Origin of the sequence: Curtobacterium sp. ZW137, assembly GCF_003762905.1 — a bacterium.
GTDB lineage: Bacteria > Actinomycetota > Actinomycetes > Actinomycetales > Microbacteriaceae > Curtobacterium.
The window spans coordinates 412,418-436,083 of sequence record NZ_RJKS01000003.1 but is presented as its reverse complement, the minus strand read 5'-3'; the positions used below and the strand labels follow the sequence as shown (position 1 = coordinate 436,083).

The 23,666-nt window shown below is 72.4% G+C and carries 29 protein-coding genes; 15 read left to right on the top strand and 14 right to left on the bottom strand.

Features of this window, described 5'->3' with window-relative positions; genetic code table 11:
- Positions 1–17 precede the first annotated feature (17 nt).
- The 11 genes from hemL to hemE all read right to left on the bottom strand — a co-directional run bounded on the left by hemL (position 18) and on the right by hemE (position 9,836).
- Positions 18–1,367: a glutamate-1-semialdehyde 2,1-aminomutase gene (hemL, locus tag EDF55_RS11730; RefSeq protein WP_123655130.1), complete on the bottom strand. Its 1,350-nt coding sequence runs from the start codon at positions 1,365–1,367 to the stop codon at positions 18–20.
- Positions 1,364–2,419: a porphobilinogen synthase gene (gene hemB, locus EDF55_RS11725; RefSeq protein WP_260235894.1), complete on the bottom strand. Its 1,056-nt coding sequence runs from the start codon at positions 2,417–2,419 to the stop codon at positions 1,364–1,366. Before hemB ends, hemL begins: the two co-directional genes overlap by 4 nt.
- Positions 2,416–3,195 (bottom strand): uroporphyrinogen-III synthase, encoded by a 780-nt coding sequence (locus EDF55_RS11720; protein WP_260235937.1) that lies wholly within the window; start codon positions 3,193–3,195, stop codon positions 2,416–2,418. The genes hemB and EDF55_RS11720 overlap by 4 nt, the downstream gene beginning before the upstream one ends.
- Before the next feature lie 35 nt (positions 3,196–3,230).
- The gene (hemC, locus tag EDF55_RS11715; protein ID WP_243698181.1) at positions 3,231–4,190 is read right to left on the bottom strand and encodes a hydroxymethylbilane synthase; all 960 of its coding nucleotides are present in this window, start codon (positions 4,188–4,190) and stop codon (positions 3,231–3,233) included.
- A gap of 11 nt (positions 4,191–4,201) precedes the next feature.
- Positions 4,202–5,437 carry a ferrochelatase gene (locus EDF55_RS11710; protein WP_123655127.1) on the bottom strand — a complete coding sequence of 412 codons (1,236 nt, stop codon included), beginning with the start codon at positions 5,435–5,437 and terminating at the stop codon, positions 4,202–4,204.
- A complete protein-coding gene (gene hemQ / locus EDF55_RS11705) occupies positions 5,434–6,192 on the bottom strand; it encodes a hydrogen peroxide-dependent heme synthase (RefSeq protein WP_123655126.1) in 759 nt (252 codons plus the stop codon). Before hemQ ends, EDF55_RS11710 begins: the two co-directional genes overlap by 4 nt.
- A 69-nt stretch (positions 6,193–6,261) precedes the next feature.
- Complete coding sequence (locus EDF55_RS11700) at positions 6,262–6,498, bottom strand: DUF3618 domain-containing protein (RefSeq protein ID WP_123655125.1); 237 nt, start codon at positions 6,496–6,498, stop codon at positions 6,262–6,264.
- 49 nt (positions 6,499–6,547) lie between these two features.
- Positions 6,548–7,006: a phage holin family protein gene (locus tag EDF55_RS11695; RefSeq protein ID WP_123655124.1), complete on the bottom strand. Its 459-nt coding sequence runs from the start codon at positions 7,004–7,006 to the stop codon at positions 6,548–6,550.
- Positions 7,003–7,257: a hypothetical protein gene (locus tag EDF55_RS11690; protein WP_123655123.1), complete on the bottom strand. Its 255-nt coding sequence runs from the start codon at positions 7,255–7,257 to the stop codon at positions 7,003–7,005. The genes EDF55_RS11695 and EDF55_RS11690 overlap by 4 nt, the downstream gene beginning before the upstream one ends.
- Positions 7,258–7,353: 96 nt before the next feature.
- Complete coding sequence (locus tag EDF55_RS11685; RefSeq protein ID WP_123655122.1) at positions 7,354–8,670, bottom strand: NAD(P)/FAD-dependent oxidoreductase; 1,317 nt, start codon at positions 8,668–8,670, stop codon at positions 7,354–7,356.
- Positions 8,667–9,836, bottom strand: a complete 1,170-nt coding sequence (hemE, locus tag EDF55_RS11680; RefSeq protein ID WP_123655440.1) for a uroporphyrinogen decarboxylase — start codon at positions 9,834–9,836, stop codon at positions 8,667–8,669. Before hemE ends, EDF55_RS11685 begins: the two co-directional genes overlap by 4 nt.
- A gap of 7 nt (positions 9,837–9,843) precedes the next feature.
- Between hemE and EDF55_RS11675 the strand changes: the two genes are divergently transcribed.
- Entirely contained in the window at positions 9,844–11,160 is a 1,317-nt protein-coding gene (locus tag EDF55_RS11675; RefSeq protein ID WP_123655121.1) for a glutamyl-tRNA reductase, read from the top strand.
- 20 nt (positions 11,161–11,180) lie between these two features.
- On the top strand, positions 11,181–11,579 hold the full coding sequence (locus tag EDF55_RS11670) for an NUDIX domain-containing protein (RefSeq protein ID WP_260233339.1): 399 nt from the start codon (positions 11,181–11,183) through the stop codon (positions 11,577–11,579).
- 46 nt (positions 11,580–11,625) lie between these two features.
- Here the strand turns inward: EDF55_RS11670 and EDF55_RS11665 are convergent, their stop codons facing one another.
- Complete coding sequence (locus EDF55_RS11665) at positions 11,626–11,922, bottom strand: hypothetical protein (protein ID WP_123655119.1); 297 nt, start codon at positions 11,920–11,922, stop codon at positions 11,626–11,628.
- Between the two features lie 110 nt (positions 11,923–12,032).
- Here EDF55_RS11665 and EDF55_RS11660 point away from each other — a divergent pair, with 110 nt between their 5' ends.
- The 11 genes from EDF55_RS11660 (at position 12,033) to EDF55_RS11610 (ending at position 17,655) form a co-directional block, all read left to right on the top strand.
- Positions 12,033–12,692, top strand: coding sequence for a DUF4232 domain-containing protein (locus EDF55_RS11660; RefSeq protein WP_123655118.1), 660 nt, complete (start codon positions 12,033–12,035; stop codon positions 12,690–12,692).
- A 31-nt stretch (positions 12,693–12,723) separates the two neighbouring features.
- Positions 12,724–13,896: an AraC family transcriptional regulator gene (locus EDF55_RS11655; protein WP_123655117.1), complete on the top strand. Its 1,173-nt coding sequence runs from the start codon at positions 12,724–12,726 to the stop codon at positions 13,894–13,896.
- Between the two features lie 160 nt (positions 13,897–14,056).
- Entirely contained in the window at positions 14,057–14,524 is a 468-nt protein-coding gene (locus EDF55_RS11650) for an Asp23/Gls24 family envelope stress response protein (RefSeq protein ID WP_123655116.1), read from the top strand.
- Positions 14,521–14,712: a DUF2273 domain-containing protein gene (locus EDF55_RS11645; RefSeq protein WP_123655115.1), complete on the top strand. Its 192-nt coding sequence runs from the start codon at positions 14,521–14,523 to the stop codon at positions 14,710–14,712. Before EDF55_RS11650 ends, EDF55_RS11645 begins: the two co-directional genes overlap by 4 nt.
- Positions 14,709–15,023, top strand: coding sequence for a hypothetical protein (locus tag EDF55_RS11640; RefSeq protein ID WP_123655114.1), 315 nt, complete (start codon positions 14,709–14,711; stop codon positions 15,021–15,023). Before EDF55_RS11645 ends, EDF55_RS11640 begins: the two co-directional genes overlap by 4 nt.
- Before the next feature lie 8 nt (positions 15,024–15,031).
- Entirely contained in the window at positions 15,032–15,622 is a 591-nt protein-coding gene (locus tag EDF55_RS11635) for a DUF6286 domain-containing protein (RefSeq protein ID WP_123655113.1), read from the top strand.
- On the top strand, positions 15,619–16,182 hold the full coding sequence (locus EDF55_RS11630; RefSeq protein WP_123655112.1) for a hypothetical protein: 564 nt from the start codon (positions 15,619–15,621) through the stop codon (positions 16,180–16,182). Before EDF55_RS11635 ends, EDF55_RS11630 begins: the two co-directional genes overlap by 4 nt.
- 92 nt (positions 16,183–16,274) lie before the next feature.
- Positions 16,275–16,448 (top strand): CsbD family protein, encoded by a 174-nt coding sequence (locus EDF55_RS11625; protein ID WP_123655111.1) that lies wholly within the window; start codon positions 16,275–16,277, stop codon positions 16,446–16,448.
- 76 nt (positions 16,449–16,524) lie between these two features.
- The gene (locus tag EDF55_RS11620) at positions 16,525–17,013 is read left to right on the top strand and encodes an Asp23/Gls24 family envelope stress response protein (protein ID WP_123655110.1); all 489 of its coding nucleotides are present in this window, start codon (positions 16,525–16,527) and stop codon (positions 17,011–17,013) included.
- Complete coding sequence (locus EDF55_RS11615) at positions 17,010–17,432, top strand: MFS transporter permease (RefSeq protein ID WP_123655109.1); 423 nt, start codon at positions 17,010–17,012, stop codon at positions 17,430–17,432. The genes EDF55_RS11620 and EDF55_RS11615 overlap by 4 nt, the downstream gene beginning before the upstream one ends.
- Before the next feature lie 31 nt (positions 17,433–17,463).
- Positions 17,464–17,655 carry a hypothetical protein gene (locus EDF55_RS11610; protein ID WP_123655108.1) on the top strand — a complete coding sequence of 64 codons (192 nt, stop codon included), beginning with the start codon at positions 17,464–17,466 and terminating at the stop codon, positions 17,653–17,655.
- A gap of 287 nt (positions 17,656–17,942) precedes the next feature.
- Here the strand turns inward: EDF55_RS11610 and EDF55_RS11605 are convergent, their stop codons facing one another.
- On the bottom strand, positions 17,943–18,881 hold the full coding sequence (locus EDF55_RS11605) for a serine hydrolase (protein ID WP_123655107.1): 939 nt from the start codon (positions 18,879–18,881) through the stop codon (positions 17,943–17,945).
- On the bottom strand, positions 18,881–20,845 hold the full coding sequence (locus tag EDF55_RS11600; RefSeq protein ID WP_123655106.1) for a M13 family metallopeptidase: 1,965 nt from the start codon (positions 20,843–20,845) through the stop codon (positions 18,881–18,883). The genes EDF55_RS11605 and EDF55_RS11600 overlap by 1 nt, the downstream gene beginning before the upstream one ends.
- 91 nt (positions 20,846–20,936) lie before the next feature.
- Between EDF55_RS11600 and EDF55_RS11595 the strand changes: the two genes are divergently transcribed.
- Both EDF55_RS11595 and EDF55_RS11590 read left to right on the top strand, forming a co-directional pair.
- Positions 20,937–22,280 carry a uracil-xanthine permease family protein gene (locus EDF55_RS11595; protein ID WP_123655105.1) on the top strand — a complete coding sequence of 448 codons (1,344 nt, stop codon included), beginning with the start codon at positions 20,937–20,939 and terminating at the stop codon, positions 22,278–22,280.
- Positions 22,281–22,350: 70 nt separating this feature from the next.
- Positions 22,351–23,661 carry an MATE family efflux transporter gene (locus tag EDF55_RS11590; protein ID WP_123655104.1) on the top strand — a complete coding sequence of 437 codons (1,311 nt, stop codon included), beginning with the start codon at positions 22,351–22,353 and terminating at the stop codon, positions 23,659–23,661.
- The last annotated feature ends 5 nt before the right edge of the window (positions 23,662–23,666 follow it).

Below are 23,666 nucleotides of genomic sequence, written 5' to 3'. Positions count from 1 at the left end.
TGGCCGGGCGGTGGCCGCTACGCGGTGGCGGCCGCTGCGGCCTTCGCGGCGGCCGGCAGCGCGCCGAGCACCCGGTCCACGGCACGGTCGTCGTGGGCGGCGGTGACGAACCACGCCTCGAAGACGCTCGGCGGCAGCGTGACCCCGGCGTCGAGCATGGTGTGGAAGAACGGCGCGTACCGCCAGGTGTCCTGCGCGCGGACGTCGTCGTAGTTCTTCGGGGCCCGCTCGGTGAACGCGAACGAGAACAGGTTCCCGGCGCGCTGCACGGTGTGCGCCACGCCCTCGGCCGACAGCGCCTCGCTCGTCGCCGTGGAGATCACGGACGCGGTCCGGTTGAGCGACTCGTACACGGCGGGCGTCGCGGCGCGGAGCGTGGCGATCCCGGCAGCGACCGCGAGCGGGTTCCCGGAGAGGGTGCCCGCCTGGTACACGGGGCCGAGCGGCGCCAGGAAGTCCATCACCTCGCGCCGACCACCGAGTGCCGCGAGGGGCATGCCGCCGCCGATGACCTTGCCGAACGTGATGAGGTCGGGCTTCCACCCGGCGCCGTCCGGGACGACCTTCGACGCCTCGAGCCCCCACCACCCGGCGGACCCGACGCGGAACCCGGTGAGGACCTCGTCCACGATGAGCAGCGCGCCGTGCGACTGGACGATCTGCGCGAGCGCCCGGTTGAACCCGCGGTCCGGCGCCAGGACGCCCATGTTCGCCGCGGCCGCCTCGACGATGACGCCGGCGATGCGCTCCGAGTGCTCGTCGAAGGCGCGGCGGACCGCGTCGAGGTCGTTGTACGGCAGGACGAGGGTCTGCGCGGCGGTCTCGGCCGTGATGCCCGCACTGCCCGGCATCGCCAGCGTCGCGACGCCCGACCCGGCCTCGGCCAGGAGCGAGTCGGAGTGCCCGTGGTAGTGCCCGGCGAACTTCACGAGGAGGTCCCGGCCGGTGTACCCGCGGGCCAGGCGGATCGCCGTCATCGTCGCCTCGGTGCCGGTCGACACCATCCGGATCTTCTCGATCGGACCGTCGCCGTCGACCGAGACCCGCTGCTTCACGAGTTCGGCGAGCTCGGTCTCGCCCGGGGTGGACGCCCCGAACGACAGTCCACGGGCGGCGGCGTCCTGCACGGCCTGCACCGTCGCCGGGTGCGCGTGCCCGAGGATCGCGGGACCCCACGACGCGACCATGTCCACGTACTCACGACCCTCGGCGTCGGTGACGTACGCGCCCTTCGCGGACACCAGGAAGCGCGGGGTCCCGCCGACCGAGCCGTAGGCGCGGACCGGCGAGTTCACGCCGCCCGGGATGCTGTTCTTGGCCCGGCTGAAGAGCTGGCCGTTCGTCGTGGTCGATGCTGCGGTGGTCATTCGGGGGCCTTCCCGGTCGAGGCGATGCCGGCGACGCCCGCCGTGCTGCCGGAGGTCCGGAGTCCGGCCTCGTCGTTGAGCTTCCGCGCGATCTCGGTCGCGAAGTAGGTCAGGATCGCGTCGGCCCCGGCGCGCTTGATGCCGACGAGCGACTCCATCGCGGCGGCGTCCCGGTCGATCCACCCGTTCTGCGCGGCCGCGGTGATCATCGCGTACTCGCCGGAGATCTGGTAGGCCCAGACCGGAACGGGCGACGTGGCGGCGGTCTCGGCGAGGACGTCGAGGTAGCTCATCGCCGGCTTCACCATCACGATGTCCGCGCCCTCGTCCACGTCGAGCGCGACCTCGCGGAGGCCCTGGCGTCCGTTCGCTGCGTCGATCTGGTAGGTCCGGCGGTCCCCGACGAGCGAGGAGGAGACGGCTTCACGGAAGGGGCCGTAGAACGCGGAGGCGTACTTCGCCGCGTAGGCGAGCAGTGCCGTGCCGGAGTGACCGGCCGTGTCGAGCGCATCACGGGCGGCGGCGATCTGGCCGTCCATCATCCCGCTCATGCACACGAGCTCGGCGCCCGCCTCGGCCTGCGCGACGGCCATGTCCCGGTAGCGCAGCAGCGTCGCGTCGTTGTCGACGGAGCCGTCGGCGGCGAGCACCCCGCAGTGCCCGTGGTCGGTGAACTCGTCGAGGCACAGGTCGGACTGCACGACGAGGGCGTCGCCGACCTCCTCCTTCGCGACGCGGATCGCGACGTTGAGGATGCCGTCCGGGTCGGTGGCGCCGGATCCGGTCGCGTCCTTCGTCTCGGGGACGCCGAAGAGGTTCACGCCGCCGACCCCCGCTTCGGCCGCGGACACGAGCGCGCGACGGAACGAGTCGAGCGAGTGCTGCTCGACGCCCGGCATGCTCGAGATCGGGACGGCCTCGGTCGCACCCTCGCGGATGAACATCGGCAGCACGAGCTCGGCGGGGTGCAGCCGGGTCTCGGCCACCAGCCGTCGCATCGCGGGGGTGGCTCGGAGTCGGCGGGGGCGGACCTGGGGGAAGCGGCCGGTCACGGGGTGCCTTCCTGTTCGGGGGCGGTTCGGTTCAGGGTGTCGACGACGGCGTCGAGGAGTGCCTCTGCGGAGCGGGACGGGGCGACGACGTGCACGTCCAGGCCCGCGGCACGGGCCTCCGACGCGGTGCCGGGGCCGATGCACGCCACGAGGGTGCCGGGGTCGAGCGGGGTCATCCGACGGGCGATCTCCCGGGCGACGCTGCCGCTCGTCACGAGCACCGCGGCGGGCACCGTGTCGAGGGAGACCGGCTCGTCACCGGTCCCGACCGTACGGTACGCGACCACGTCGTCCACGTCGATGCCCCGGGCACGGAGGCCGGTCGCCAGTGTCGGCGCCGCGATGTCCGCGCGGGGGAACAGGACGGTGCCGTCGGTGTCCGGCATGGCGTCGACGAGCGCTGCCGCCGACGCCTGGTCGGGGACCAGGTCGACAGCCCAGCCCGCAGCACGCGCGGCACGTGCGGTCGGCTCACCGACCACAGCGACCCGAAGAGCGGACGGGAGGCTCGCCACGCGTCCGGCGACCACCGTGACGGCGGTCGCACTCGTCACCACCAACCACGTGTACCCGGCCGTGCGCCCGGCTGCGCCGACGTCGGGACGCGAGCGGGGCCTCCCGTCCGGGGTGGCGGCGACCAACCGCGCGACCGCACGGTCGAGCGGGACCGGATTGGCCGGGGGCTGCGTCGCGATCAGCGGCACGATCCTCGGCTCCAGTCCGCGTTCCCGTGCGGCCGCGGCGACACGCTCCCCCCAGTCGCCACCGCGGGGGATGACGACGACGGGCCGGTGCGTGTCCGTGACGGGGCCTACTTCACGGAGTCCGCGAGGTCGGCGAGGTCGCCCGCGCCGTTCTCGAGCAGTTCCGCGGCGACGCGGCCACCGACCTCGAGTGCCTCGGCGAGGCGGTCCTGCGCGGAGCCGTCGAGGACCGCGGCGTGCGACGCGGTGCGGTACTCGGAGCCGTCCGGGCGGTAGACCGTGGCGGAGACGAGGAGCATGTCGGCGTCGACGATGGCCGTCGCACCGATGGGCGCTGAGCACCCGGCTTCGAGCTTCGCCAGGACCTCGCGCTCCGACGTCACCGTGAGACGGGTCGCGGCGTGGTCGATCTTCTTCAGGGCGGCGAGGAGGGTGCGGTCGTGCTCGTCCGATCGGATCTCGATCGCGAGCGCACCCTGCCCCGGAGCGCTCGGCCAGAAGCCGAGGTCGAGGAGCTCGGTCGCGGCGTCGAGGCGTTCGATCCGCCCGAGACCGGCGGCCGCGAGCACCACGGCGTCGAGGTCGTCCTCGACGCGGCCGAGCCGGGTGTCGATGTTGCCGCGGATGTCCACGACGTCGAGATCCGGACGCTTCGCCTTGAGCTGCGCGACACGGCGGGGGGAACCGGTGCCGACCTTCGCGCCCTCGGGGAGGGTCTCGATCGTGCCGGCGTTCCGGGCGACGAGGACGTCGCGGGCGTCGGCGCGCTTCGGCACCGCGGCGATCGTCAAGCCGGGGTACGGCGCGGTCGGCAGGTCCTTCAGCGAGTGCACGAGCACGTCGACCTCACCCGCGACGAGGGCCTCGCGCAGCGCGGACGCGAAGACGCCCGTGCCGCCGAGCGACGCCAGGGAGGCACGGTTCGTGTCGCCCTCGCTCGTCACGGTGACCAGCTCGACCGGCCGGCCGGACGCCTTCGCGATCCGGTCGGCGACGTCCTGGGACTGCGCGACCGCCAGCCGGCTGGCGCGCGTGCCCAGGCGGATGGGTGTCGTGGTGTCGGTCACGGCAGCGGCGCTCACGGCGCCAGACCGGCCGCGGCGGGCTTGAACCCGGCGCGCTCGTTCTCGCAGCAGCCCGGACGGCAGACGTCGTACCAGGGGCCGAGGTCCGTCTCGTGCGGACGCTCCGCGGTGGGCGTTCCGTTGACGCGCTCGAGCACCAGGTCGACGAGGCCGGCGACGTACGCCGGGTCGACGCCGGGCGTCTGCGTGCGGATCGACCAGAAGCCGAGCTCCTGGGCGGTCTCCGTGGCTTCTTCGTCGAGGTCCCACATGACCTCCATGTGGTCGCTCACGAAGCCGAGCGGGACGATGAGCACGGCGCGGGTCGGGCCGCCCTTGAGCTCCTCGTTCATGTAGTCGTTAATGTCGGGCTCGAGCCACGGCATGCTCGGCGGGCCGGAACGCGACTGGTAGACGAGCTTCCACGCGGGCTTCGACGTGCCCTGCAGGCCCGCGTGCTCCGGCTGCTCGAGCAGCTCCGCCCACGCCTGGTCGAGGACGACCTGCGCGACAGCCTCGTGCTGCGCGGCGTACGCGCCGTCGGGGCCGAACCCACGGAAGTCCGGGCCGGACTTTGCGGCGTCGGACGAGGGGATCGAGTGCGTGGAGAACAGCACCGTGACCTCGGTCGCCACGTCGAGGTCCTGGTTCTCGGCGATGGCCTTCGCGAGTCCGTCACGGACACCGTCCACGAACGGCCGGACGAAGCCCGGGTGGTCGAAGAACTGCCGGACCTTGTCGATCTTCACCGTGTCGATGAGCCCGGTGGAGTCGAGCACGCGGGCGAAGTCCTCGCGGTACTGGCGGCAGCTGGAGAACGACGAGTACGCGCTCGTCGCGATCGCGATGAGGTTGCCGTAGCCCCGCTCACCGGCTTCCTTCACGACGTCCTCGAGGTACGGGTCCCAGTTCCGGTTGCCCCAGAGCACGGGGAGGTCGAGTCCGCGCGCGCGGAGCTCGGTCTCGAGCGCGGCCTTCAGCGCACGGTTCTGGTCGTTGATGGGGCTGACACCACCGAAGTGCCGGTAGTGGTGTGCCACCTCTTCGAGCCGCTCGTCCGGGATCCCCCGGCCGCGCGTGACGTTGCGGAGGAACGGGATGACGTCGTCCTGGCCCTCGGGGCCGCCGAAGCCGGCGAGCAGGATCGCGTCGTACGCGACCGGCGTCTCGACGTGCTCGGGACCCGTGGCCGCGGCCGGGGTCGCTCCGATGACGAGCTGACCGTTCGTGATGTTGCTGGTGTCGGTCACGACAGCACCTCCGGGAGTTCGGCGGTCGTCACCCGACGACCCGTGAAGAAGGGCACCTCTTCGCGCACGTGCATGCGCGCCTCGGTGTAGCGGAGGTCCCGCATCAGGTCGACGAGGTCCACCAGGTCCGGGCTCTCGAGCGGCAGGATCCACTCGTAGTCGCCGAGCGCGAAGGACGCGATGGTGTTCGTCAGCACGCGGCGGTACTTCGCGCCCTGGATGCCGTGGTCGCGGAGCATCTTCGAGCGCTCCTCCTCCGGCAGGAGGTACCACTCGTAGGACCGGACGAACGGGTACACCGTGATCCAGGCCTCGGGGTCCTTGCCGCGGAGGAACGCGGGCGTGTGGCGCTTGTTGAACTCGGCTTCGCGGTGCATCGCCATCGCGTGCCACACCGGTTCGGCGTCCTGGAACAGGCCGGTCCGGCGGATCTCCCGCAGCACCGCCTGGATCGCCTGCGCGTCGTCACCGTGCAGCCAGATCATGACGTCGGCGTCCGCGCGGAAACCGGACACGTCGTAGAAGCCACGGATGGTGACACCGCGCTCCGCGGCCGACGCGATCACCGCGTCGAGTTCCGTGACGGCGTCGTCACCGGGTCGGTGGATCGGGCCGAGGGGCCGACGGAACACCGCCCACAGCGCGTACGCCGTGAGGAGGTTCGGGTCGACACCGGAGTCCGGGGAGGTCTCGTGGGGGGAAGCGCTGTCGTGCGGCCCGGAGCCGTTGTGCGGAGCGGGCACGGTGGAACTCATGTGGTCCATTGTCCTATCGGTTGCAAGGAACGGTCGCGCCCCTGGACCGCAGTGGACCCCCGATCGGATCTACCGCCGTCGGAGCACCGTCACGACGATACCCCCGACCACCGCCACGCCCGCTGCGAGCCCGGCCAGGTACGGGGGACGCTTCTCGACGACGCCCCGCTTCACCTTCGACGCGGCGATGCCGATCTGCTTCGGGACGTTGAGCTTGTCCTCGATCGCGTCGAGGGTGTCGAAGAGCTGCGCGCGGGTCGCTGCGACCTGGTCGGCGAGCTCGTCGTGCGGGTGCGGGTCGGTCACTGGTCCTCCGTGGGGTGGTGCAGGGGTGTACGTCGCGGGTGCGTCGACGTCAGAACCGGCCGCCGACGTCCGGGTTGCGGGACGCGTGCTGGGTCTCGGGCGTGGGCTTCTTGCCCATGCCCTTGACCGCGTTGATGTCGTTCTTGACGCTGTCGATCGTGCGCTTCGGCGTGATCGGCAGCCCCTTCTTGAACCGCTTCCAGCCGACGAACCCGAGGATCCCCGCGACGACGAGCATCACGAACGCGAGCACGAGCGCGGCGAGCCACGCCGGCATGATCGTCGCGAGGCCCATCACGGCCGCGGTCAGGAGCACGCCGATCGCGTAGAGCACGATGACGAGCGCCACGACGAGCAGGGCGGCGGCGATGGCGAAGACCTTGGCCTTGCCGACCAGCTCGGCCTTGAGGAGCGCGATCTCACCCTTGACGAGGTTCTTGACCAGCTGCGGGACGTCCCCGACGAGACCGAACAGCGATCGCGATTTCCGGTCACGGGTGTCGGTCATGAGGCTTGGGCGTCCTTCTTCTGGCCGACCTTGCGCACGACCTTCTTGGTCTGCTCGCCGACGAACTCGGCGACGTCGGGAGTCTTGTCCGCGACGAACTCCTCGACGTTGTGGACGCCCTTCTGGACGCCGTTGCTGTTCCAGATCTTGCCGCTGACGGTCTTGATCTGTTCGTACCGCGCCCGTCCGGCTCGCGATCCCAGGACGTACCCGAGTGCTGCGCCGGCGACGAACAGGAGCCTGCCTCGCATGGTTCCTCCGATTGGTCAGTGTGTGCGGTGGTCATGCGCCGAGCGGAATGTCTCGGCGTTCCACCAACAGTAGCCCTCGGGGGGTCGGCGGTCCGCTCAGGAAGCGAGGAGGTCCCGGACGGCGGATCGCGTCGTCCCGACGATCCCGGCCAGGCCCCGTCCTGTTGACGCCTCGCCTGTCCCGATCACGCCCTCGGCCAGGCCGGCGGGCTCGGTGTCCGGCCCCGACCACCGGACGCGCGCGGCTCCGACGACCTGCTCCGGTGTGACGTGGACGCCGAGCAGGGCGGTCGCGTCCGCCGTCGCACGGGCGCCCGTCTCGTCACGCGGGTCGACCGGGAGGCTCGTGCCCGGGTCCGCCCCGTCGGCCTGGTCCGCCCGGTAGCTGAGCCGCAGGACGTGGCGACCGTCCGCCGCTTGGGCCAGCCACGGCCACTTCGCGGTCGCGTGTGTCAGGGCCTTCGCGCGGACACCGGTGGCGTCCGGGTGCACGAGGATCCCGGACCCGCGCGGGGCGGCGTCGAGCTCGGGCTGCTCCACGACGAGTGTCACGAGCTCGATCCCGGTTCGCGACGGCGATGCCGCGCGCTCCGGGTCGGGGACGGTGGCGACGACGTGGTCCGCGACGAGCCGCTCGACCTCGCCGTCGGGGCCGGCGACCTCGACCGCGGCCCGTTCGATCCGCAGTGCCCTGGTGTGCAGCCGGACGTCGACCCGGTAGGTCTCGAGGTCCGCGATCAGCTCGTCGACGATCCGGACGATGCCGCCGCGGATCCCCCGGACCGCGGAGCCGGCGGTCGCACGCTCGCGCAGGGTCACGACGGCCCGCGCGAGGGAGCCGTCCCGGAGCAGTGCCTCACGGAGGCCAGGGGCCACCCGGTCGGGGTCGAGGTCGTCCGGGTGGGTGGAGTGCACGCCGGCGACGACGGGGACCACGAGGTCGTCGAGGACCTTGGCGCCCATCCGCTTCCGGACCAGCTCGCCGAGGCTCGCGGCGCGCGACCCCACGAGCGAGGGCAGCAGGGAGTCCATCTGCGCCCGCAGCCCGCCGGCCTGTCCGACGACGGCGAGCACGTCGGCCGCCATCGGGACGCCGGGGATGCCGAGCAGCCCGGTCGCCGGCATCGGTGCCGTGCGGCCGTCACGGGTCATCAGCCAGGCGCCGCGCGGGTCGGGGTCGACGAGCTCGTTCCCGAGACCGAGCTCGATCGCGAGCGAGGCGACCGCGTCGGTCCTGGTCGCGAACGACTCGGCGGCCATGTCGAGGTCGATCCCCGCGACCGTGTGCCGGCGGATCATCCCGCCGAGCGTGCCGGAGGCCTCGACGAGCACCACGTGCACGCCCGCCTTCGCGAGGTCCCGCGCGGCGAGGAGCCCGGCGACGCCGCCCCCGACGACGACCGCGTCCCTCACGCGGCAACTCCGTCGCCCGCGCCGCTGCCGAGTCCGTGGACGAGCTCGACGACCCGGGTGAGCACGGTCGGGTCGGTCTCCGGCGGCACACCGTGCCCGAGGTTCACCACGTGCGCCCGTGCGGCGCCACCGCGGCGGACGACGTCGCGGACGTGCGCCTCGAGGACCTCCCACGGGGCGGCGAGCATCGCCGGGTCGATGTTGCCCTGCACGGTGACACCGGTGCCGACGCGCTCGACGGCCTGGTCGAGCGGCAGGCGCCAGTCCACGCCGACCGCGTCGACCCGGGGTCCGGCGGTGTCGTCGCCGAGGGTGGTCATGTCCCGGAGGACCTCACCGCTGCCGACGCCGAAGTGGATGCGCGGGACACCGAGGTCGGCGACGTGGGACAGCGCCTGCGCGGAGTGCGGGGCGACGTGCTCGACGTAGTCCGCACGGGACAGCGAACCGACCCAGGAGTCGAAGAGCTGCGCTGCCGACGCCCCGGCGAGCACCTGGGCGCGGAGGAACGTGCCGGACACCTCGGCCGCCCAGCCGAGCAGCCGGGACCACGTCTCGGGGTCGCTGTGCATGAGCGTGCGGGCACGGATGTGGTCCTTCGACGGACCGCCCTCCACCAGGTACGCGGCGAGCGTGAACGGTGCGCCGGCGAAGCCGATCAGCGGTGTCGAGCCGAGTTCGGCCACGGTGCGGGACACGGCTTCGGAGATCGGGGCGAGCGACGCCGGGTCGAGGTCCTGCAGCGCGTCGACGTCGGCGGACGTGCGGATCGGCGAGCCGAGCACCGGACCACGACCGGGGACGATCTCGACGTCCACGCCGGCGAGCTTGATCGGCACGACGATGTCGCTGAAGAAGATGCCCGCGTCGACCCCGTGCCGGCGCACCGGCTGCAGCGTGATCTCCGACGCCATCGCCGGGTCGAGGCAGGCGTCGAGCATGGCCGTGCCCACCCGGAGCTCCCGGTACTCGGGCAGCGAACGGCCCGCCTGGCGCATGAACCACACCGGCAGGGTCTCCGGTCGGTCACCCCGGAGGGCCCGGACCAGCGCGGATCCGGCGGTGCGCCCGTCGGCCAGCGGGTGCGAGGACGGGAGGGCGGAGATGGGTGCATCGGTCACCCGTTGATTCTCGCAGCAGCGGCATCGTGAACTGCGCGGTACCATGGAGTACGTGCTCATCTGTCTCACGGCGTCGCATCGCAACGCCAGCTTCGACCTCCTGGAGCGACTGAGCATCGGCGCCCCCGCGGCCGCCTCCCGACTGGTCACCGACTCGGACGTCCTCGACGGCGCCGTGGTCCTCGCGACCTGCAACCGCTTCGAGGCCTACCTCGACATCGCCGGCGACGACAGCGACTCCGCCGTCGCCGCCACGGTCGACGCCGTCGCCGCCGCGAGCGGGCTCGTCGGCACGGACGTCCTCGACTCCGTCTCCGTGCTCGACGGCAAGGACGTGGTCCAGCACCTCTTCGCCGTCTCCAGCGGCCTCGAGTCCGTCGTCATCGGCGAGACCGAGATCTCCGGACAGGTCCGTCGCTCGCTCGAGGACGCCCGCGCCAACGGCACGACCACCTCCGACCTCGAGCGGCTCTTCCAGGAAGCGGCGCACACGTCCCGCGGCGTCAAGACCCGCACCCGCATCGGTGCGGCGGGCCGCTCGCTCGTGCGACTCGGCCTCGAACTCGCGTCGTCCCGGGTGACCGACTGGGCCCGGACGAACGTGCTCCTCGTCGGCACCGGCAGCTACGCCGCCACCACCATCGCCGCCCTCCGCGACCGTGGCGCCCAGCGCATCCAGGTGTACTCGCCGTCCGGCCGCGCACCGTGGTTCGCCGCCAAGCACGACCTCGTCGCCGCGCACGACCTGCACCAGGCGATCCTCTCGAGCGACGTCGTGATCACCTGCACCTCGAGCGAGGTCCCGGTCATCGGTGCGGCCGACCTCGACGACGGCGTCCGCCGGATCGTCATCGACCTCGGGCTCCCGCGGAACGTCGCGGCAGAAGCCGCGGCGGTGCAGGGCGTCGAGCTGCTCGACCTCGAGACCATCAGCATCCACGCCCCGGTGTCCGAGCTGAACGCCGAGTCCGAGGCCCGTGCGATGGTCGACGACGCGGTGTCCCGGTTCCGTGCGCAGGCGCTCGAGCAGTCCACGACGCCGGCGCTCGTGGCCTTCCGGAAGCACGTGTTCGACATCCTCGACGCCGAGATCGAGCGCTCGACCCGGCGCGGCGACGTCACACCGGAGTCCGCAGAGCAGACGGAACGGGCACTCCGGCACCTGGTCGGCGTCCTGCTGCACCGGCCGTCGGTCCGTGCGCGTGAGCTCGGCCGCGCCGGACGCGGCGAGGAGTTCGTCGGCGCCCTCGACGCCCTGTTCGGCGTCCGCCCCGAGCCCGAGGCGGAACTGGACGTGCCGGCCCCGGTCGTCCCCCTGGCGGAACGCGCCGTCTGCCCGCGGAACGACGACGAGGCGGACGCGAGCTGAGCCTCCCGCCCGTCCTGGACGTGTCCGCGCTGCTGCTGGTGCGCGACCGACGCGTCCTGATGGTGCGAGCGCGGCAGCGCGACGTGCTCTACCTGCCCGGCGGCAAGACGGAACCCGGCGAGACCGCGGTGGATGCGGTGGTGCGCGAGGCGTTCGAGGAGACCGGCTTGCGGCTCACACCCGACGACGTCGACGAGTTCGCCGTCGTGACGGAACCCGCGCACGGCCAGGCGCCCGGGACCGTCGTCGCCATGACGCTCTTCCTCGCCCGGCCCGGCGGAGCACTCGACGCAGCGGTCCCGGTCGCCTCGGCCGAGGTCGACGAGGTCGAGTGGGTCACCGCGGCGGATGCCGATCGCTGCCCGCCCGCGGGCGTGGAGACGCTCCGCCTGCTGGTGCAGGCGGAGCTCATCGACTAGCGACGGCGCTGGCCGTTCCCGCTGTCGCGGGCCGTTCCCGGTGTCGTCAGCCGTTCTCGGTGTCGTCGGTGCCGGAGCCCGAGTCGACGTAGTGGCCGACCTCGCCGGAGGGACGCGGTTCGTTCTCGCCCGGGATGTCCGACTCGACGTACTCGCCGTCGGTGTCCGTCTCGGTGGGGACGTCCTCGCCCGGGATGTCGCTCTGGACGAACTCGCCGACCGGCTCGTCCGTGTGCGGGCTGTCCTCGCCGGGGATGTCGCTGTCGACGAACGCCCCGGCTGCCGGCTCGACGCCGTCCGCCCGGTCCGCGTCGCCTCGGAACTGCTCGTGCTTGCCTGCCATGTCCGTCCTCCGGGTCCTGGAACGGCACCGATGCCGTTGTGCGCGAGTGTGCTCGTGGTCCCTGAGTGGCGCCCGAACCAGTTCGCACATGGAAGTGGTTGCCTGTCGGCATGCACCGCAGCAGTCGACCGATGATCGTGTCCGCAGGCGTCGTAATCCTGGTGGCGGGGGCCCTGGCCGGGTGTTCCTCCGGCGGCGACGCCACACCGACCGCCACCGCGACGCGGACCGTGACCGCATCACCCTCCACGACCCCGGCGGCCGACGCTCCCACCGCGTCCGCGACGGCACCCCCCACCTCCGGTTCCGGTTCCGGTTCCGCGACACCGACGCGGTGCGCCGCGGCGGACCTCGCCGGCTCGCTCGAAGCGGGCAGCGGCGGCGCGGCCGGCAGCACGTACGTGCACCTCGCGCTGCGGAACACCGGATCCGCGACCTGCACGTTGCAGGGGTGGCCCGGCGTCTCCTTCGTCGGTGGCGGGACCGGCACACAGATCGGCGCAGCGGCCACGGAGGACCAGAGCGGCCCGCACCCCACGGTGACGCTCGCCGCCGGCCAGACCGCGGTCGCGCAGCTGCGGATCGTCAGTGCAGCCGCCTTCGACACCGCGACGTGTCAGCCGCAGACGCCCGACGGGTTCCGCATCTACCCGCCCGGGTCGAAGCAGTCACTCTTCGTGGAGGACGCCGGCAGCACCGCGTGCAAGAACCCCGACGCAGCGCTGCTGTCCGTCCAGGCGCTCGTCCCCGAGGGCCAGGCGACCTCCTGACAGCGGGACGCCCGGGTGCCATGATGGCGAGGTGACCTCGTCGTCGTCGACCGGATTCCGCAGGCAGCGGTTCACCGATCACGACGGCACCGACTACGCGGCGATCTTCACGGCAGAGTACGGCGGGTCGGACTTCGCCTCCGAGACCGCTGCGGCACCCGAGGCCCGGTACGAGTACACGGTCGTCGGTGACGACGACCTCACGCTGCGCACGATGCGCGCGACCGGTGGCCGACGCGGCGGGGTGATCGGCCCGCGCGGCGACCACGTCGTGTTCTGGCTCGCCCAGGGGCACCTCGAGATGCACTTCGCCGACCGGAGCCGGGTGGTCTTGCCGGGAGCGCCGTACATCGCGTCCGCGTCCGAGGCCTACCGGTTCGAGTCCGAGGAGACCGTCTACAACGGGGTGCACGTCGCCGACCGCTTCCTCCGGAGGGTCGGGCGCGAGCTCGGGTTCCGGCAACCTGACGGCCCGCTGCTGTTCGCGCAGCAGGACGAGGTGATCGCCCGCCGGGAGCCGCTCCGCCGACTGATCCGGGAGCTCAGCCCCGCGCTCCTCGATGACCGCGTGCAGGGCGCGATGCGGACCGCGCTGAACCGGCGGCTGGCCGTGGTGGTCCTCGACACCTTCCCGCTCCGCGACGTCGGGGACGACGTGCCGGTCGCGAACCGGCTGCGGGACGCGATCCGGTTCATCGAGGAGCACGCGCGCGAGCGTCCCGCGGTGCGCGCGATCGCGGACGCCGCGGGCCTCGGCGAGCGCGGGCTGCAGGAGGTCTTCGTCCGGACGCTCGGCACCACCCCGAGCCGGTTCCTCCGCGACCACCGACTCGACGAGGTCCGTCGGGAACTCCTGCGGGGCCGGACGGAGGACGCCGCGGGCGACGTCGCCCGGGCGTGGGGGTTCACGAACGCCGGCCGGTTCACCGCGACCTACCGCGAGCGGTTCGACGAGAGCCCGGGGACGACACTGCGTGCCGCCCAGTCGGCGACGGGGGTCGTCCAGCGCGCGACGGCGTTCATCGAGTCGCACGCCGCCGAGCCGCTGACCGTCGAGCAGATCGCCGCCGCGGCCGGCGTCCGTCCGCGTCGCCTCCAGCAGGTCTTCCGCGACGAGTGCGGCACCACGCCGATGGCCCGTGTCCGCGCGGTCCGGGTCGGCACGGAACGCACTCCGACGGCCGGAAACGGCGTCGACGACTGAGCTGTCCGCACTTCGGGGGACAGAACCGTCCCCGAACCGGCCTTGTCTGGCAGCTCCCTGGGACGTGGTGCCGACGTGTGACTTCTGTCGACCCCAGCCCGTCTCATCCGTGAACAGCAACCGCTGGGAACACCCGGCGGGCATCTCGGAAGGAGCCACCATGGCCGACACCACGTCCACCCCCAGCACCGCAGCGGCGACCACGTCCCGCGCGACGATCGCCTCCTCGGCGTCCAGCAGCGCCACCACCACCGGCAAGACCGTCATCGACGACACCGTCGTCTCGAAGGTCGCCGGCATCGCCGCCCGCGAGGTCAACGGCGTGCACTCCCTCGGCGGCGGCGCAGCCCGTGCCATCGGCGCTCTCCGTGACGCCATCGGCCAGCGCGACCTCGCCCAGGGCGTCAAGGTCGAGGTCGGCGAGACGCAGATCGCCGCCGACATCGTCATCGTCGCCGAGTACCCGGTCCCGCTCCAGCAGGTCGCCGACAGCGTCCGCGCCTCGGTGAGCCGCGCGCTCGAGCAGATCGTCGGCATGGACGTCACCGAGGTCAACGTGACCGTCCAGGACGTCTTCATCCCGGGCGACGACGACGATGACGACAAGAAGGAGTCGCGAGTCGCATGAGCACCACCCTCTCCGGCGCCCTGATCGGCGCCGTCCTCGCAGTCGTCGCACTCCAGTTCGGCTTCTGGGGCTTCGTCCTCGTCGTCGTGTTCGCCGCGGTCGGTGCCCTCGTGGCAGCGCTCGTGTCCGGCCGCATCGACCGCGGAGCCCTGACCGACGTGCTGACCGGGCGCCGGAGCTCCCGGTGAGCGGCGGCCCGGACGTCCCGGGCCGCGTCGAGATCTCGGCGCGGGCCCTGACCTCCTGCGCCCGCGCCGTCGCCGCCGAGCACCTCGGAGCACCCGTCAAGCAGGTCCGCGTCGCCCTCGGCGACCACCGGGGCTCCCTCGCGCTCGACATCACCGGCCCGATCGCCGCGGCCGACGACCTCGTCGGCCGCGCGACCGCCACCGCCGCCGAGGTCCGCGACCGCGTCAGCGAACTGACCGGCCGTCGGGTCGGCAGCGCCCACATCGAACTGACCGGGATCGTGCGGGAACGCACGAACCGGGTCCGGTAGGAGACGTCATGAGCAGCAACACCGTCGGCGGGAACGCCGTCGAGCGACGCATCCGGCGACGGAGCGTGCACCGCTCGCGATCGACCGCCGTGTCCGTCGCGCTCGTCGTGCTCGCCCTGGTGGCCGCCTGGATCGGCACCGAGTCGGTCCTGCGTGCCGTCGGCGCGGCCCCGCTCCTCGCCGACCCCCAGACCGCCGTCGACGCGGCCCTCCGCCCGGACGCGGCGTTCGTCACGATCGCCGAGGTGATCGCAGTCGTCCTCGTCGTCCTCGGCGTGGTGCTCGTCGTCCTGGCCGTGAAGCCCGGCCGTCAGCACCGGTCGCCGGTGCCGCACGATCGCGGTGCCGTCGTGATCGACACCCGCATCATCGCCGCGACGGCCGCCAACGCCGCGGGCTCCGTGGCCGGCGTGCCCGAGGGCAACGCCACCGCCAGCTCCCGCGGCAACCGGACCGACGTCCGCGTGGTCCCGGTCTCCGGCATGCCCGTCGACGAGAGCGCCGTCCGCGCCGCCGTCGAGGAGCGACTCAACCGGCTCGACGAGCGCTTCGGCCGTCGGGTGCGCGTCCGTGTCGCAGAACAGGGGACGCTGTCATGACCAGGAGCAACCGCACGCTCAACCGCATCATCCTGTTCGTGCTCGGGATCATCGCCGTCCTGGTCGGTCTGACCATCGGCGCCGGCGTCCTCCCGGCCGTCCGTGACGCCGTCCGCCCGTACCTCGAGCTGCCCCGCAGCCTCGACGTCCCCGCGACCTCCCTCTGGATCGTCGCCGTCGCCTGCGCCGTCGTCATCGTGCTGGCGCTCGTCTGGGTCTTCACCCGCGGCGGTGGCGGCACGTCCGTCGCCGTCCGGGAACGCTCCGGCGACGACGCCGTCACCATCAACGTCGCGCTCGTCCGGGACGTCGTGGACCACGAGCTCAGCGACGTCCGTGACGTCGTCGGCGCCAAGGTCGACGTGTTCCAGGTCCGTCGGCAGCGTGCCGCCCGGATCCGGGTCGCCGTCCGGCGCGGGGGCGACGCCGTCGCCGTGCTCGACGCCGTCGACCGCGCACTGGCGGTCCTCGACCGCACGCTCGGACGCCCCGTCCCCGTGCTCGTGCACCTGACCGGGGGGACCCGTTCGGTGCTCGCGAAGGCGAGTCGCGTCCACTGAGGCCGACCGCCGGACGCACGACGGGCCTCCCGGCCGTCACCTCCACCCACACCACCGCAACGGGCGCCTGCCCACCGAAGAAAGGAACCCTCATGGGTCTCGACGACAAGATCAAGAACGCCGCACAGGACATCGCCGGCAAGGCGAAGGAAGCCCTCGGCAACGCCACCAACGACGACTCCAAGGTCGCTGAGGGCAAGAAGGACCAGGCCTCGGCGAGCGTGAAGCAGACCGGCGAGGACGTCAAGGACGTCTTCAAGAACTAGCGCGACCGCAGTGACGACGACGGGGCAGCCGCATCCGGGTGCCCCGTCGTCGCCTGTCCGGACCGAGGAGGAGACCATGCACGACGAGACACACGCACGCACGTCGGTCACCGAGGTGACGCTGCCGGCGTCCCTGACCGCACCGCTGCCCGAGGACGCGAGCCCGCTCGACGTCGCGGCCCGCACCGCGGCGACGACCGCGCTCGGCGTCGACGGGGTGCACCACCTCGGCGGGGTCGTCGAACGGGCAGCCGACCAGTTGCGGTCCCGCCTCGGCCGTTCCGCGACCACCGTCGGCGTGCAGGTCGACGACACCGACGGGATCCTCGAGGTCCGGGTGTCGCTCGTCGTCACCTACCCGGAGCGCGTCAGCGCCGTCGCGGACGAGGTCCGCGCGCAGGTCGCCCACGCCGTCGGCCAGCTCGCCGCGCTGCCGGTCCGCGTCGACGTGCACGTCACCGACGTGCACGGGCCGTTCGACGACGCGCCGTCGGCTCCCGCGACCGCGGATCCCGTGCTCGCCGGTTCCGCGACCGCGGACGCCGCGACCGAGTCGGCGTCGTGACCGTCTGGTCGGGGCGCCGCGGCCGTCGGTTCGCCCGTGAACGCCCACCCCGAGCACGCGGTGTCTGGATCGCGACGGTCGTCGGCGTGCTCGTCATCGTCCTCGTCTTCGTGGGCGTGTTCCTGCCGCTCGTCGGCTTCCTCGCCGGTGTGACGGCCACCACCGCCGGACTCGTGCCGTTCCCGGTCGTCCGCGTCACGCTCGTGACCGTCCTCGGCGGGATCGTGGTGCTCGCGTTGCTGATCCTCGCCGTGACCCGGCGACGTACGGTGGCGTCGTGGGTGCCGGTCGTCCTCGCGGTCGTCGTCACCCTCGTGGTCACGGCCTACCCGCTCGTCACCGTCGCCATCGGGTCGGCAGACCGGGCCGGGGACGTCGGGCCCATCATCACCGACCTCGTACGACGGATCACCGGCTGACCGGCCGCGATCCGACACCGAAAGGAACACCATGCGCAACCGCATCATCGTCATCGGAGCAATCGTGCTCGTCGCGTTCTGGTTCGGGTCCCGGGCCAACCGTCCCGTGATCAAGCAGTCGAAGGGCGAGACCGCCCGGAAGATGTGGAACGACCCGCACGCCCGCAAGTCGCGGAAGAAGCTCGGCAAGAAGATCGCGAAGGCCGCGAAGAAGCACCGCTGAGGCGGCTGGGCGATGGCCGGCGGCTCGCTGCCGCCCTCGGCTGGGGGCGGCTGGCGCGCGGCCTCGGCCCGACTCGGAACGACAGGGTCGCTGTCGTACGACGACGACTTCGTCGTCAACCAGCGTCTGCAACCATTGCGCGGGCGTGTCTGCGACACCGTTGTCGTCGTACGACAGCGGTGTCGTCGCTCGTTGCGCACGCATGCACGGCCGGGAGGCTCGCCCCGCCGCACGACGTCGGCTCCGGCGCGTGCACGGCCGGGTCCAGGCCCGCGCGACCGACGGGGTCAGCGGGTCACGACGACGTGCACCGCGTCGAGGACCTCGGTGCCCATCGTCCGCATCGCCTCGACGACCGCGAGCCGTCGGTCGAGCGTGTCGTCGTCGAACGTCACCGTCACGGCGTAGCTCACCGACGAGCCCGGACCACGCAGCACGCCCGCCTCGGCACGCACACCCGGACCCGAACCGGTCACCGCGACCGACTGCAACCCGTGGTCGAGCGCCCGGTGCGCGAACGGGTCGAGCCCGAACGACCCGGCCACCAGGGTCAGGTCCCCGGCGAGCGAGAGCCATCCGAGCACACGGTTCGACACGCCCTCGTCGACGACCTCGCCGAGGGCCAGGCCCCGCATCACCCAGCTGAGCTCACCGGTGGCCGCGACCGCGACGTCCGGGGCGTCGTCGGGCCCCCGGCGGTCCCGGACCCGGTCGATGAACGCCGACCGCTCGACGCCGAGCGACTCGGCCCGTTCCCGGACCGCGTCGATGCCGACGGTCGAGAGGAGGGCGTTCGTCGCCCACGCGTCCGCGGTCGCGCCGACCAGGGTGGCCAGGTCGGACACCTGCATCGTCGGCTCCTGCAGGAACTGCCAGAGGCCGGGGCCGGTCGCGGTGTCCCGTGCCATCCGCTGGAGCCGGTCGCCGTGGAGCCGGCCGTCCTCGAGCCGAGCGGCGACCTCGATGAGCAGCAGCACCCGACCGAGTCCGGCGACGGGCTGCACGAGCCGGTCGTCGATCGCCAGCAGCGCCTTGCCGCTGGAGGTGTCGATGACCGAGGCGCTCACGCCCGCGCCGTCGAACGCGAGCGCGCCGAGCGCCTCGACCGTCGCCTGGAAGCGGTCCTCGCCGCCACCGCGGTGACGGCCCCGCGCACGGTTGCCCGCCGCGGCACGACCGTCGTGGCGTCGCCGCCGCGAGGACGGTGCCGCGTCGGGCTCCACCATCACCAGATCGAGACGCGCTCGGCGGGGTCGAGGTACATCGCGTCCTGCTCGGTCACGCCGAAGGTGTCGTAGAACACGTCGATGTTCTTGACGACCTGGTTGCAGCGGAACTCGGTGGGCGAGTGCGGGTCGATCTGCAGCAGTCGTGCCGCTTCCTCCGGCCGGATCGCCATCCGCCAGGCCTGCGCCCAGCTGAGGAAGAACCGCTCGGCACCGGTCAGGCCGTCGATCACCGGGGGCTCCTGGCCGTCGAGCGAGAGCAGGTACGCCTTCCACGCGATGGACAGGCCACCGAGGTCGCCGATGTTCTCGCCGATCGTCAGGGCACCGTTGACGTGGCCGTCCGGGACCTCGGTCGGGACGAGCGCGTCGTACTGGGCGATGAGGGCCTTCGTGCGCTCCTCGAACGCCAGGCGGTCGGCTTCCGTCCACCAGTTCTCGAGGCGGCCGTCTCCGTCGTACTGCGAGCCCTGGTCGTCGAAGCCGTGGCCGATCTCGTGGCCGATGACGGCACCGATCGCGCCGTAGTTCGCGGCGGCGTCGCGGGCGGCGTCGAAGAACGGGAACTGCAGGATGGCGGCCGGGAACACGATCTCGTTGAAGCCCGGGTTGTAGTAGGCGTTGATCGTCTGCGGGGTCATGAACCACTCGTCGCGGTCGATCGGCTTCCCGATCTTGCCGAGCTCGCGGTCGACCTGGAAGGCCGCGACGGCGCGCACGTTGCCGAGCAGGTCGTCGGCGGCGACCGGCAGCGCGGAGTAGTCGCGCCACTTGACCGGGTACCCGATCTTCGGCGTGAACTTGTCGAGCTTGTCGAGCGCGCGGGCCCGGGTCTCGTCGGTCATCCAGTCGAGCGCGGTGATGCTCTGCCGGTACGCCTCGACGAGGTTCGCGACGAGGTCGTCCATCGTCACCTTCGAGGTCTCGTCGAAGTGCTCCTGGACGTAGATCCGGCCGACCGCTTCGCCCATGGCGCCCTCGACCAGGGAGACGCCGCGCTTCCAGCGCTCGCGCTGCTTGGGCGCCCCGGTGAGTGCGGTGCCGTAGAACGAGAAGCTCGTCGCCGAGAACGCGCTCGTCAGGTACGGCGCCGACCCGCGGATGACCTGCCAGGCGAGCCAGTCCTTCCAGGTGCTGACGTTCTCGTCGCGGAGGAGCTCGGCCAGGCCGGTGAGGAACGAGGGCTCGCGCACCACGACGGTCTCGAACGCGCCGACCGGGGCACCGATCGACTCCCACCACAGCTGCAGGTCGATCCCGGGCGCCAGTGCGGCGACCTCGGCCCACGGCAGCTTGTTGTACGTCTTCTGGCTGTCGCGCGTGGCGACGTTGTCCCAGTGCTTGCCGGCGAGTTCGGTCTCGAGCCGGATGACGTGCTCGGTGCGGTCTGCGCTCTCGTCGTAGCCGGCGAGGGGGAACATCGCGCCGACGAACTCGCGGTACTTGTCACGGATGTCGGCGAAGCGCTCTTCGCGGTAGTAGGACTCGTCGGGCAGACCGAGCCCGGACTGCTCGAGGAACACCACGTAGGACTCCGGGTCGCCCGGGTCGTTGTCGACGAAGAGCTGGATGAAGCTCGGCAGGCCGAGGCGCTCGAACCGACCGACCATCCGGACGACCTCGTCCTTGGTCTCGATCGCGGCGATCTCGGCGAGGAGCGGCTCGATCGGCGCGGTGCCGAGCGACTCGAGCGCGGTCTCGTCGGTGAACGAGGAGAACAGGTCGCCGACCTTGCGCTCCTCGGTGCCGGGAGCGGCCTGCTGCGAGCGCTCGATGATGTCCCGGACGGCGACCTCTGCCGCTTCCGCGAGGACCGTGAAGGACCCGTAGCGCGCCTTGTCGTCGGGGATCGGCGTCGCCTGGATCCACTGCCCGTTCACGTGCCGGTAGAGGTCGTCCTTCGGCTGCACCGTGGCATCGAGTTCGTCGGTCTGGATTCCGGTGGTGCCTGCGACGTCGGTCATGCGCTCCACGATAGTCACCGACCCCCTGGCGTCCACCCCGGGACCCGGACCGGCGCCGTCACGGGGGTGCGGGTGCCGGTACGGTCGTCGCATGGGACTCCCGTGGAAGCTGCACGGAGACGGCGCGACCGTCTCGGCGACGACGATCGTGGCACCGGACGAACGCCTCACCTGGGGCCGCACGATCGGGCTCGGCGTCCAGCACGTCGTCGCGATGTTCGGCGCGACGTTCCTCGTCCCGCTGCTCACCGGCTTCCCGCCGTCCACGACCCTGCTCTTCAGCGGCATCGGGACGATCCTGTTCCTGCTCATCACCGGGAACCGCCTGCCGAGCTACCTCGGGTCCTCGTTCGCCTTCATCGCCCCCATCGGTGCCGCGACGAAGATCGGCGGCATCCCCCTCGCGCTCTCCGGCATCATCGTCGTCGGTGCGCTCCTCGCCGTGATCGGCCTGGTCGTGCACCTCGCCGGCGCCGGCTGGATCGACCGGCTGATGCCGCCGATCGTCTCCGGCGCGATCGTCGCGTTGATCGGGTTCAACCTCGCCCCCGCGGCGCGCGACAACTTCACGAAGGCCCCCGTCGTCGCGCTGATCACCCTGCTCGCGATCATCCTCGTGACGGTGCTCTTCAAGGGGCTGATCGGGCGGCTCTCCATCGTCATCGGCGTGGTCATCGGGTACGTCGCGGCGCTCATCGGCGGGCAGGTGGACTTCTCCGCCGTCGGCGCTGCCGCCTGGGTCGGGCTGCCGGAGTTCACCGCGCCGGCCTTCGACCCGTCGCAGCTCGCGATCTACCTGGCGTTCGTGCCGGTCGTCCTCGCGCTCATCGCCGAGAACGTCGGCCACGTGAAGGGCGTCGGACAGCTCACCGGCCGCGACCTCACGCCGCTGACCGGTCGGGCGCTCTTCGCCGACGGCATCTCCACCGTGCTGGCTGGTGTCGGTGGCGGCTCCGCGACGACGACCTACGGCGAGAACATCGGCGTGATGGCGGCGACCCGGGTGTTCTCCACCGCCGCGTACTGGGTGGCCGCGATCGTCGCCGTCCTGCTCGGGCTCTCCCCGAAGATCGGTGCGGTCATCTCCTCCGTGCCCGCCGGCGTCCTCGGCGGTGCAACCACCGCGCTGTACGGCCTGATCGGCGTCATCGGCATCCGCATCTGGGTGGAGAACCGCGTCGACTTCTCCAAGCCGAAGAACCAGCTGACGGCGGGCATCGCGCTCATCATCGGCATCGCGGACTTCACGTTCTCGTTCGGCCAGGCGAGCTTCGGCGGCATCATCGTCGGGACCGTCGCGGCGATCGTCGTCTACCACCTGATGGACCTCATCGGTCGGGCCCGCGGCACCGACCCGGCCACGCCCGACGTGTCCGAGTCCGCACACGCCGCCACCGGCGGCGTCCCTGCGGAACCGCGCGCCGACCGCGGCTGACGCCACCAGGCGACGGACGGGAGGCCCGGGTCGGGCCCGACCCGGGCCTCCCGTCCGGCATGATGTCGTGATGGCCTCGTCCCGCCGCGCCGTCGACCGCGACATCGTCCGGCTGGCACTCCCGGCGCTCGGCGCCCTCGTCGTCGAACCGCTGTTCCTGATGACGGACACGGCGCTGGTCGGGCACCTCGGCGCGACGTCGCTCGCGGCGGTCGGGCTCGCCGCCGCCGTGCTGCAGACCGTGACCGGGCTGCTCGTGTTCCTGGCCTACTCGACGACCCCGGCCGTCGCACGGGCGCTGGGCGGCGGCGACCGGCGCGGCGCGGTGCACGCCGGCATCGACGGGATGTGGCTGGCCCTGGGACTCGGGGTCGTGCTCGCGCTGATCGGCTGGCCGCTCGCCGGGCCGCTCGTGTCGCTCTTCGGCGCAGCCGCCCCGGTGTCGAGTGCCGCGACCGCCTACCTGCTCGTCTCGCTCATCGGCCTGCCCGGGATCCTCGTCGTGACGGCGTCCACCGGCCTCCTCCGTGGACTGCAGGACACGAGGACGCCGCTCGTCGTCGCCACGGTCGGCTTCATCGCGAACGGACTGCTCAACGCACTCCTGATCTACGGCCTCGGGTGGGGCGTCGAGGGCTCCGCCGCGGGCACCGTCATCGTGCAGTGGGCGATGGCCGCCGTGTACGTCGTCATCGCGGTGCGGGCTGCGCGGACCGTGGGCGCTCCGCTCCGGCCGGGCGCATCGGGCGTGGTCCGTGCGCTGCGGTCGGGGGCGTGGCTGTTCCTCCGGACGGCGTCGCTCCGCGTGGCGATGCTCGCGACGATCGCGGTCGCAGCGGGGCTCGGCACGACCGGGCTCGCGACCACCCAGGTCGGGCTGACGGTGTTCGGCACGCTCGCCTTCGCCCTGGACGCACTCGCGATCGCGGGGCAGGCGCTCGTCGGGCACGCCCTCGGGGCCGGGGACGCCGACCGGGTGCGGCTCGTCACGACGCGGCTCGTGGTGCTCGGCATCGCGGGCGGGGTGCTGCTCGGGGCGCTGACGCTCGCGGTCAGCGGAGTGCTCGGCCCGGTGTTCGGAGGCTCCGCGGCGGTGCGGTCGTCGCTGCCGGTCGTGCTCGTGCTCATCGCGGCGGGGATGCCGATCGCCGGGTACGTGTTCGTGCTCGACGGGGTGCTCATCGGCGCGGGTGACGCCCGGTACCTGGCGATCGCCGGCGGGGTGAACCTCGTCGTGTACCTGCCGCTGCTCTGGGCGTTCGGGGACGGGCTCGCGGCGCTCTGGGCGGTGTTCTCGTTCGGGTACATCGGGGTGCGCGCGGTGACGCTCGGCGTGCGGGCGCACCGGCCGGGGTGGATCGCGGTGGCGATGGCGCGCTGAGCGTC